The 10,207-nt window shown below is 54.3% G+C and carries 8 protein-coding genes and 1 pseudogene; 4 read left to right on the top strand and 5 right to left on the bottom strand.

Annotated features, from left to right (window positions below):
• A pseudogene (locus BCV73_RS35900) lies at positions 1–165 on the top strand (ATP-binding protein); the annotation flags it as partial.
• Between the two features lie 85 nt (positions 166–250).
• On the opposite strand, the gene BCV73_RS21600 reads toward BCV73_RS35900, so the two are convergent.
• Entirely contained in the window at positions 251–490 is a 240-nt protein-coding gene (locus BCV73_RS21600) for an NHLP leader peptide family RiPP precursor (RefSeq protein WP_076173667.1), read from the bottom strand.
• Positions 491–564: 74 nt separating this feature from the next.
• Entirely contained in the window at positions 565–1,494 is a 930-nt protein-coding gene (locus tag BCV73_RS21595; protein ID WP_089548483.1) for a hypothetical protein, read from the bottom strand.
• Between the two features lie 242 nt (positions 1,495–1,736).
• On the opposite strand from BCV73_RS21595, the gene BCV73_RS21590 reads away from it, so the two are divergent.
• Positions 1,737–3,650 carry a sensor histidine kinase gene (locus BCV73_RS21590; RefSeq protein ID WP_089548482.1) on the top strand — a complete coding sequence of 638 codons (1,914 nt, stop codon included), beginning with the start codon at positions 1,737–1,739 and terminating at the stop codon, positions 3,648–3,650.
• Positions 3,651–3,713: 63 nt separating this feature from the next.
• Here the strand turns inward: BCV73_RS21590 and BCV73_RS35895 are convergent, their stop codons facing one another.
• Positions 3,714–3,836, bottom strand: a complete 123-nt coding sequence (locus tag BCV73_RS35895; protein WP_256992938.1) for a hypothetical protein — start codon at positions 3,834–3,836, stop codon at positions 3,714–3,716.
• 536 nt (positions 3,837–4,372) lie between these two features.
• On the opposite strand from BCV73_RS35895, the gene BCV73_RS21585 reads away from it, so the two are divergent.
• The gene (locus BCV73_RS21585) at positions 4,373–6,916 is read left to right on the top strand and encodes a beta-mannosidase (protein WP_089548481.1); all 2,544 of its coding nucleotides are present in this window, start codon (positions 4,373–4,375) and stop codon (positions 6,914–6,916) included.
• A gap of 92 nt (positions 6,917–7,008) precedes the next feature.
• On the opposite strand, the gene BCV73_RS21580 is transcribed toward BCV73_RS21585, so the two are convergent.
• On the bottom strand, positions 7,009–8,136 hold the full coding sequence (locus BCV73_RS21580; RefSeq protein WP_179232043.1) for a GNAT family N-acetyltransferase: 1,128 nt from the start codon (positions 8,134–8,136) through the stop codon (positions 7,009–7,011).
• Positions 8,137–8,390: 254 nt separating this feature from the next.
• Between BCV73_RS21580 and BCV73_RS21575 the strand changes: the two genes are divergently transcribed.
• Positions 8,391–9,467 (top strand): SDR family oxidoreductase, encoded by a 1,077-nt coding sequence (locus BCV73_RS21575; protein ID WP_089548479.1) that lies wholly within the window; start codon positions 8,391–8,393, stop codon positions 9,465–9,467.
• A 205-nt stretch (positions 9,468–9,672) separates the two neighbouring features.
• On the opposite strand, the gene BCV73_RS21570 is transcribed toward BCV73_RS21575, so the two are convergent.
• Positions 9,673–10,047: a winged helix-turn-helix transcriptional regulator gene (locus tag BCV73_RS21570; protein WP_089548478.1), complete on the bottom strand. Its 375-nt coding sequence runs from the start codon at positions 10,045–10,047 to the stop codon at positions 9,673–9,675.
• Between the last annotated feature and the right edge of the window lie 160 nt (positions 10,048–10,207).

Here is a 10,207-nt window from a genome sequence, read left to right as displayed (position 1 = left end):
GCCGGGGGGGGGGAGCCGTATTTCTCCAACAAGACGAAAGGGACCGGGCTTGGTCTTATGGTTACGTTCCGGATCGTGGAAGCCATGGGGGGAAGTCTTGAATTCAAAAGCGAAAAAGGGGTGGGAACCGAAGCGGTCGTCTCCTTTCCATCAGCGGCTGTATAAGCCGCTTGACGGTAAGGTGGCGAACTTCGCTGTTCCCAACCCTTTCATCATTTATGTATATTCAAGATGAGGTGTGTAATCTCAATTACCAGGAGTATTTCGGCGCCGCGGCCGCTCTGACCGTTTCTGTTGGACTTGGGGGAAGCACGAGATAAAACTCGTTGGATGATTCCTCCACTGTCTTTACTTTGATGTGTTCAGGTAAAATAATACCGAGCACTTCTTTGATTGCGGCCTTAGGGTCGGCCAGGAGTCTTTCCTTGAAACTTGGGTCTTCCCAGGCTTTTTGAATAACTTGGTTGTGAAGGATAGCTTCTGCTGTCATTAGAATCACCCTTTCAACAAAATGGTTAATATTACCTTTATAAGTATACCATGGAATAAATTATAAATCTATCATTATTTGATATGATTTAACAGCCATAAACTTAATCCGCCTTTTTGCAAGGCGTTTCTCTCATCTTCGATCCGGTTTGCGTCGTCCTGAATCGACAGCAGAATATGCTCGTGAAAAGAAAGCAGCTGGGGAATGCTCAATGGGGTCTGCTTGATGTGCTCATGGTTGGCTTCCGCCACAGCAGTGTATGAACGCAGGATGCCGTGAACGGCAATATAATGCTCGACACGATCGGCAGTGAGCGGTTCGCCTTGGGCAAACTGCGACCGGATCAGCGAGAGCAGGCTGTTATAGCTGCCTTCCTCAAGATCTTCCCGCCAGTCGGCCCAATCATCTGCCATTTGCAGCGTAGCCAGTACGTGTTCGAGCAAGTCGGTCACGGCCGGAATTTGTTCCTCCCCGCCCGACAGGAGCAGCGCTCCGGTGCTCGACAGCTTCAGCGGCGCAGCTTTGCGCGCGATGAACAGCGGATTCACGCGGAAATAGTCGGCCGTGTGCTCATTGGTAACGGCTTCCGCCCATTCATGCAGGTACTGCCTGAAATAGGACCAGAACCGGGACGCTGAGGGGAAGTAGCCGCGATAGATGTCGAGAAACTGCAGATACAGCAAATTTCCCAGCGGCAGCTGCTCCTTGTCCTGGGGCGAGGAGGAATCCATGCAATCGTCCTGAATGAAAAAATAGAGCATGGCGCAAACGTTGCCGATCGACAGCTTCCGGGCGTCTTCGGCCGAAAGTCCTGCCGTTTCCATCAGCCAGAAGGGCAGCAAATAGCAGATATAGTTTTTGGCGCTGTTTTCTTCGAGCGGGTTAAAATGGGTTAAATAGGAAAGGCCTTTCGTGTTCAACGGAGAAGGGAACGCGGCAATGATGCACTCGGTTTCGCGGAATACATACGACAAATCGGCTTCATAACGCTCTAACCATTCCATATAATCACCTTTTTTAGATAGAATTGTTGTTCCAAGCGGCGGTATCCGGTGCTGAAGACCTCATTGAGCCGTTGACCTGGTTATGAATATGGGGTTGTGTGTATGTTGTTATATGAAGTTTAGTTGAGGTTTTGATTAGTTTAGCATATATTTCCAATTTATGAAATCCGAAATTGAAAGAACCGGATGCGAGGCTGCAGATTACTGGTTCCGGTACACTAACATTCGGTAGAGGTGCACATATGAAAGCTTCGAGAAAATACGGCATCATCGCGGCGGCGATTTGTATAGTCATCCAGCTTGTGCTTGCCGCCTCCTGTTACGGCAGTTCCGAACCGGCTCTAAAGCCGCTGACGGACTGGCGGTTCACATGGGAGGGCGGAGGTACGGGCAGCCGCAGCACGGACGGCATCGGGCCGGCTTCCGGGTGGGAGCCGTACCGGATGAAGCAGCCGCTGCAGCTAAGCACCGGGGAAGAGAAGGCGGGATGGTTCGAAACGAAGCTGCCGGCACTCATCTGGAATACGCCTGCCATTTTGCTCAAACCGGTTTATGGAATCAAAATCGACATCTACGTCGGTCAAGAGAAACGATACGAAATCGATCGGGATTACCGGTATGATGTTCATCATATCCTGCTTCCGCTGAGCCGTGAAGACGCCGGTCAAACGCTGCTCATGAAAATCCAGGGGGGAACCGGCCGGATCGGCATGGACGGTCCCGTGTGGGCCGGCGATTACCAGACGCTGCTGACCAAGCTGATCAAGGCCAATCTGGGTGATATCGTTTTGGGAAGCTCGTTTATATTCATTGCGCTGATCATGCTGATTTCGGCTTTACTCCTGAACCGGAGTGAGCGGAACAGCTGGCTGTCCCTGACGGCAGTCATTTTGTCGATCGGGCTCATGATCCTGACTTATTCTCCTTTTGTGTACAGTCTGTTCAGAAGCTATGGAGAATGGTTTCAGGTCGTTTTTGACCTTGGCCTGCTGTCGCTCTTACCGGCGATAACCTATTATTTTGAAAGAACCATTGGCCCCGGCTACATGCTGATCATTCGGATGTGCCGTAAATTCCAGGTAGGGTACTCGCTCTTTTGCCTCGGGTTTATGGTCATCAACCTGCTTAGCGGCAGCCGTTTCTCCGATATTTATTATTTCTTCTCCGTCAAGGTGCTCGGCTGCATTATGATCGTTCTGCTGATGATTTTGGCGGCCAGCGCGATATCCTACGCCGCCAAAGGAAACAGGGACGCAGCTGTGTTTGCTTCGGGTTTTGCCTTGTTTGCCATCGCGACGCTGGGTGAACTTGTCTGGTTCTATGTACGCCAGGGGGACTACGTGCTGTTCTGGTGGAAATGGGGAGTCCTTGGCTTCGTGATCAGCCTCATCATGATCCTTGGCCGGAAGTTCGCCCATAATCATCGGCAGATTGTCGTGTATTCCCGGGAGCTTGAAATGTTTAACAGCGAGCTGCAGCGGTCGGAGAAAATGGAAATCATCAGCGAGCTGGCCGCCTCGGTTGCGCACGAGGTGAGAAACCCGCTTCAGGTCACCCGCGGCTTTCTGCAGCTGCTGCAGGAGAAGTCGAGGGACCGGGAGAAAGAGTATCTCCGGCTGGCGCTTGAGGAACTGGACAGGGCATCGGGGATTATTACGGATTTTCTTACGTTTGCCAAGCCGGAGGCGGAGAAGGTATCCCTGCTCAATGTGGGGTATGAATTCCGGCATATCGAGGGCATCTTGATCCCCCTGGCTAACCTTCAAGGCGGCCGGATGACGACGGATATTCCCCAAGACTTGTACGTCCACGGCAATTCGTCGAAGTTCAAACAGGCCTTTATCAATATGATCAAGAACAGCATTGAAGCGCTGCGGGAGGAAGGCCACATTCAAATCCGGGCTTACCGGGAGAACGGCCAGGTCGTCATTCGCGTCGCCGACAATGGAGAGGGGATGGAGCCGTCAGAGGTGGCGAGGCTCGGCGAGCCATATTACTCCAACAAATCGAAAGGAACCGGGCTCGGACTGATGGTCACGTTCCGCATCATTGAGGTGATGCAGGGAAAGATCGAGATTGAGAGCAAGAAAGGCGCCGGTACGGTGATGACCGTCCGTTTCCCGGCCGCCGCATCCGGCGAACAGAGAACGGAATAATCCCTTGATCCGTATACACTGGAACAAAAAAATGGCGCCTGCATCGGCGTCATTTTTTTACGTTTAAAATAGCTCTTCAGGAGCGTTCCCTCCATGGAGGTCTCTCCAGGCCAGATATAAGCTGATCGTTGCGGCAATAAGAAACAGAAAAGCGGAAATAAAGGCAAGCTGCTTTCCGATGCTCATCGCACCGCCTGCTCCCATTCCCGGGGTTGCGGAGGGGACCAAACCACTGATTCGAACGGGCTTCGCCGGTTTTGATCTTGATTTAACCCGCTTCCTTGGCTTTGCCGATTTCACTGGTTTCACGTTAAGACACTCCTTTGCGTGAGAATCCTTCTTTAAAAAACGATGACAGGGTGCTTTAACGAACTCACAGTAAGTTATGTTACTGCCGTTCGGGTCGTTCCGAGGCCAAGTGAAAATAGACTGGGGAAAGAAACCGATGTATGTTTGATCATCTGAAATCGATTTATACAGCTTGTCGCCGCCGCTGAAGCCAGAGGTCTTATTGCAGTGTATGATGGGGCGGCCGAGATGTTATCTACAGGAGCAAAAAAATAGGGTCCCGGTTGGCCCTCGAGCCGTCCCTTCCCGGTGATCCGAAGATGTTGAAAACATCCGGCTGGTGGGGAAAATGATCATTTACTAGATTGTTAGTTTTGTTATAATAAATTATGCTAACTTTCTTTGGACAATACGAGCAATGGCAGGAGGATATCATGGACAAAACGCAATGGAACATCAGCAGCTGGAGCTTTAAAGCTTGCAAGGACCAGGAATGGATGGAGGCGAAGGTACCGGGCTGCGTACATACGGATCTGCTGGCCAACGGCAAAATTCCGGATCCGTTCTACGGAACGAATGAGAAGGAAGTACAGTGGATCGACAAGCAGGATTGGGAATACGAAAGCCGGTTCGATTTGCCGGAGGAGCTGCTGTCCCTTCCGCATCTGGAGCTCGTCTTTAAAGGGCTTGACACCTATGCGGACGTCGCCGTGAACGGCAAACCTGTTCTTCAGGCGGATAACATGTTCCGCACATGGAAGGCCGATGTTAAGAATATGCTGCAGCCGAAGGACAATACCGTCCATGTGCGTTTCCGCTCGCCGGTCCAGGAGGATCTTCCGAAGCTGGAACGCCTCGGCTACGATTTGCCGGCAACGAATGACCAGTCGGATGTCGGAGGACTTGGAGACCGGAAAATCAGCGTATTCGCCCGCAAGGCGCCGTATCATTACGGATGGGACTGGGGTCCTCGTTTCGTAACCAGCGGCATTTGGCGGGATGTCTATATTGAAGGATGGGATCACAGCCGGATTCAGGATGTGTACATCGATCAGACGGAGGTTACGGCAGCATCGGCCAAGTTAACGGCCGTGATCGAGCTGGAGTCAGACCTGGAAAGGGAAGCGCTGGTTCGCCTGAGCGCGGACGGTCAGACTTGGGACCAGAAGGTCCAGCTGTCACAAGGCGCCCAAACGGTGGAACTCCCGCTGGTGATCGACAATCCGAAGCTGTGGTGGTGCCGTGGACTCGGTGAGGCGAATTTGTATGAATTCCGTGCGGAGCTGATCGTTGACGGCGGCGTGGCAGCCGAGAAAAGCGTTAAAACGGGCCTGCGCTCGGTCAGGCTGGTCCGCGATAAGGACGAGGCCGGCTCTACCTTTTATATCGAGCTGAACGGAGTACCGGTGTTCGCCAAGGGTGCCAACCATATCCCGAACGACAGCTTTATTACCGAAGTAACCTACGAACGCTACCGTCATGAGATTGCCAGTGCAGCAGCCTCCAACATGAATATGCTTCGCGTCTGGGGCGGGGGGATTTACGAGCAGGACGCTTTCTATGAGCTGTGTGACGAATACGGCCTGATGGTATGGCAGGATTTCATGTTTGCCTGCAGCATGTACCCCGGCGACGAAGCATTTTTGGAAAATGTGCGGCTGGAAGCGGAGGAAAACGTCAGACGTCTGAGAAATCATCCTTCGATTGTTTTATGGTGCGGCAATAACGAAATCGATACGGCCTGGTCCCACTATTCCGAAAATACCGGCTGGGGCTGGAAGCAGCAGTATACTCCGGAGCTCCGCGAGCGCCTGTGGCAGGATTACGAGGCGATCTTTCACCGGATTTTGCCGGAAGCGATTACCCGTTATGCGCCGCAGGCCGATTACTGGCCGTCTTCGCCGATGATCGAGCTGACCGGGGACATTCGTCAGCATGCGACGAACAGCTCCACCGGCGGGGACATCCATTACTGGGGCGTATGGCACAATGTGGAGCCGTTTGAAAATTATAACGTGTACATCGGGCGTTTCATGAGCGAATACGGTTTTCAGTCGTTTCCGGAATACAAATCGGTTCGCCGTTATGCCGAAGAGCATGATTTGGCCCTGGAATCCGAAGTGATGCTGGCCCACCAGAAGAACGGGCAGGGCAACCGTCTGATCAAGCAGTACATGGATATGTACATGAACGAGCCGAAGGATTTCCCTTCCTTCCTGTATATGAGCCAGGTGCTGCAGGCGGAAGCCATGAAGATGGCGATTGAGGCGCATCGCCGCAAGAAGCCTTACTGCATGGGGACGCTGTATTGGCAGATGAACGATTGCTGGCCGGTGGCTTCCTGGGCGGGGATGGATTATTTCGGCCGCTGGAAGGCGCTCCAGTATTATGCCAAACGCAGCTTCCGCGACGTCGCCGTTTCCATCGACGGTACGCGCGGCGATGAATTGGACATTTACGTCCTTTCCGATGTGCTTCAGCCGCTGTCCGGAAATCTTCGCCTGCAGGTCATGGACCTGAAAGGGAACGTCCTGCAGGAAACGGCGGAGAGCTTCAGCATAAGCGCGAACATATCGGAAAAGGTGCATACCTGCTCCGTGGAGCAGCTGCTGGGTGGAAGCCGCCCGCAGGAAACGTTTCTGCTCGTCCAGCTTGAGGTGTCCGGGCAAGTGGTGGACATCAAGGAGCATTATTTCGTGCCGGCTAAGGAGTTCGCGTTCGCCAAAGCGAATATCACGGTACGGGAGGAAGAAGGCAGCCAAGGTCATACGCTGATCCTTACAACGGATACGCTGGCCAAACAAGTATGGATTTCCAGCGAGGCGGAGGGCAGCTTCAGCGACAATTTCTTCGATTTGATTCCGGGCAGGGAGCAGCGCGTGCAGTTTTACGCCCGTTCGGAAGGGAAAGAGCCGTTCATCCCGGCCAGACCGGGCCGGATCGAAGTGAAATCGATGGCGGACTTTATCGTAAAGTAGGATATTTGCATACAAAGGAGCCGTCCGGGTATACCGGGACGGCTCCTTTTCTTTGGTTGGACGCGTATGCACCAGCGCTGTAGCCGCTGCTGTTAAATATAATGCAGTCCGGATAAATAAGGCAGAGGTATCGTACAGAAATCTTCCGGCGCCCCCGCCAGGTGGGGAGACTCGGGATCAAACAGCAGCGACAGCAAACCGCTGTCATCCAGCACGAGTTCCTGTCCCTTGTTTGTGACCGTGTATGATCTGCCGCCGGCTTCATCGATGCGGATAAAGGATTGCCAGTCTACCTTGAGCAGCGGGGAACACTGCGTGAGCAGGCTGTGGGCGTCCGCGATCCATACGGTGCCGCTGTTCGGGCCGGATTGGACCGCGGCGCCGGCCTGCTGAAGCAGTTTCAGCAGGGCTTGCTCCTGCCAAGGCACCGGAACCTCCAAGCGCTGAATCCGGTGGCGCTGGAGCATTTCGGCCAGCAGCCGGGCGACGGCCTGCGGATGGCCACCCCACTCGACGGCCTTGGCCGGTTCGCCGGACGTCGAGGATTCAGGAGCCGTTGGCACGGCAGCGGCCAGAAAGGCTGCTATCGCGCCGTCTTTGCGAGCGGTGAGCGTTTCTTGGCGCATCATGGTGATGTCCGCGATGGCGCTGCTGCCCAGCAGCGTGAGCAGCTGTGCGGGGCCCTGCTCATAGGCCGGGGAAGCGCCGGAGAGGATCGCGGAGATGCCGAACGTATCCTCCGGCCGCATAGGGCTGATGCTCCATTCATCTGTATCCGGTTGCAAAAGGGCTGCCGCGCTGCCGCGATCCAGCATGGCATAATGGACTCTGCCAAAATCGTAGCAGCCTGCCCGGCGGTACAGGGAACGGCCGCCGGATACGAATACGAGGGAAGCCCCGGAGCGGCGTGCATGATCCATGCATTCCGCCAGAAGCGTGCTGGCCAGATTTTGCCCGCGGAAGTCGGGGTGTGTGCATACCGAACCGATGCTGAACACGTTCAGCCTGGCTTCCCCGATCCGCACCACGTCCGGCGCCAGTCCCATGAACGCCACCAGCTCGCCCTCATCGGTGAACGCGCCATAGGAATGGCTGACACCCGGATGAAACAGGGCCGGAAACGATTTGCCCATAGAGGGCTGGCCGGGCTTGCCAAATACAAGGTCCGACAGGTCTGCGGCCTGTTGCAATTCATTTGAATTAAGCAGCCGAATCTTCAAGTTATACATGCCTCCTCATCCGTCATGCTAGTTGTCAAATAGGTCGAGAATAAGTATAGCCCTCTAACGGGATAAAGTGAAGATGGGCGAGCCATTTCCTCAATTGAAAAAAACAGATGCCCGGAAAGCCGTTGTCTGCTCCAACGTTACAAAAAAGTGCTTAAATGACTTTGAAGTGCGTACTTCCCGAGGGCGCAATCCGGGTGCACAATAGAGCCATCACCAAGCACAATAAACAAAGGAGCTGACATTCCATGAATGATCATAAATCGGTTAAGGAAGAACGGAAAGTGGCATTGGTCGTCGGGGCCAATGGGGTGATTGGACGCAATCTCATCGACTATCTGCTGACGCTGCCGGAGTGGGAAGTGATCGGGGTATCCCGGAGGGGAGGGGAGGACCGGGAGCGGGTCCGCTATATCGCGGCGGATCTGCTGGACCCGGAAGATGCCCGGCGCCGCCTGGGCGCGCTTCCCGAGGTGACGCATCTGTTCTACGCCGCTTATCAGGACCGTCCGACCTGGGCCGAGCTGGTGGCACCGAATTTGGCCATGCTGGTCAACAGCGTCGAGGCGGTCGAAGCGGGATCGCCGGGGCTGCGGCATGTCAGCCTGATGCAGGGGTACAAAGTGTACGGTGCGCATCTCGGCCCGTTCAAAACCCCGGCCAAGGAATCGGATGCCGGTCATATGCCGCCCGAGTTTAATGTGGATCAGCAGCAGTTTTTGGAGAAACGGCAGCAGGGGAAGGCTTGGACGTGGTCGGCCATTCGTCCTTCGGTGGTCGCGGGTTTTGCATTGGGCAATCCGATGAATCTGGCGATGGTTATCGCCGTATACGCGTCCATCTCCAAGGAACTGGGCATTCCGCTCCGTTTTCCGGGGAAACCGGGGGCCTATCATACGCTGATGGAGGTTACTGATGCCGGGCTTCTTGCCAAAGCTACCGTGTGGGCCGCAACCGATCCGCGGTGCGCGAATCAGGCGTTCAATATCAACAACGGGGATCTGTTCCGGTGGAACGAGATGTGGCCGAAGATCGCCGCTTACTTCGGAATGGAGACGGCGCCGCCCCTTCAGATGTCGCTGGACGTCGTTATGGCCGACAAGGAGCCGTTGTGGAATGACATGGTCCAAAAGCACGGGCTGGCCCCGCATTCTTATCAAGAGGTTTCTTCCTGGGGCTTCGGCGATTTCGTCTTCTCCTGGGATTACGATTTTTTCGCCGATGGGACCAAAGCCCGCCGCTTTGGCTTCCATGAGTACGTGGATACAGAAGAGATGTTCATGAACATTTTCGATGATTTGCGCCGGCGTAAGGTCATTCCGTAACGCGTGGGTTTGGCCGTCATGCCTATGATAACCCCAACGTATATAAAGAGAGGCTGCCCCTGATCTTGCAGGGATGCAGCCTCTTTGTTTATATGCTTCTGATCCTTCCGAGTTATGCCGCAGGATATCTCTTGGCACCGTTGATGCCTTTCAAACGACCGATCTGCCGATGGCCGCCTGCCCTTGCAGCCGGTCAACCTGCGTGTTACGGCGCAGACTCCAAGCGGGGGTTTTCTCGGATGGCCGCCGTTCCCTGGTACTTTTTATCGACATGCATTTCTCCCCATCGGCACATCATGTGCAGCAGCTCCTTCATGCTCCAGCCGTATTCGGTCAGTTCATACTCGACCTTGGGAGGAACCTCATTGTAGATGATGCGCTGAATGATTCCCTCGTCTTCCAGTTCGCGCAAATGCTGGGTCAGCATTTTCTGGGTGATGGAAGGAATGAGATGCAGGAGCTCGTTGTTCCGCTTTTTGCCGAAGGTCAGATGAAACAGGATGACCGGCTTCCATTTGCCGCCGATCACCTCCAGGGTTACTTCCACCGCTGTATTGTATACTTTCACCGGTTGATCCATACGTTCGCACCTCCGTAAGTAAGGGTCTGTTCGCCGCCGACTTCAAGTCATCTCTACGGTACAGGATAAACCTGGGGCCGCAGGGAGCGATAATCCGTCTGATTATTTCCAATATAGCATGACTGGTTGCGATCCGCATAACAGGCGACAGGAAATGGGA

Origin of the sequence: Paenibacillus sp. SSG-1, assembly GCF_002224835.1 — a bacterium.
Taxonomy (GTDB): Bacteria; Bacillota; Bacilli; order Paenibacillales; family Paenibacillaceae; genus Paenibacillus_AQ; species Paenibacillus_AQ favisporus.
Note: the sequence above shows the minus strand (reverse complement) of the source record. Positions and strands in the feature narration are given on the sequence as shown.

Bases quoted from the DNA above. Each gene is read 5' to 3' on its own strand.
- BCV73_RS21600 (WP_076173667.1), bottom strand. From the start codon at position 490: ATGACAGCAGAAGCTATCCTTCACAACCAAGTTATTCAAAAAGCCTGG.
- BCV73_RS21595 (WP_089548483.1), bottom strand. From the start codon at position 1,494: ATGGAATGGTTAGAGCGTTATGAAGCCGATTTGTCGTATGTATTCCGC.
- BCV73_RS21590 (WP_089548482.1), top strand. From the start codon at position 1,737: ATGAAAGCTTCGAGAAAATACGGCATCATCGCGGCGGCGATTTGTATA.
- BCV73_RS35895 (WP_256992938.1), bottom strand. From the start codon at position 3,836: ATGAGCATCGGAAAGCAGCTTGCCTTTATTTCCGCTTTTCTGTTTCTT.
- BCV73_RS21585 (WP_089548481.1), top strand. From the start codon at position 4,373: ATGGACAAAACGCAATGGAACATCAGCAGCTGGAGCTTTAAAGCTTGC.
- BCV73_RS21575 (WP_089548479.1), top strand. From the start codon at position 8,391: ATGAATGATCATAAATCGGTTAAGGAAGAACGGAAAGTGGCATTGGTC.
- BCV73_RS21570 (WP_089548478.1), bottom strand. From the start codon at position 10,047: ATGGATCAACCGGTGAAAGTATACAATACAGCGGTGGAAGTAACCCTG.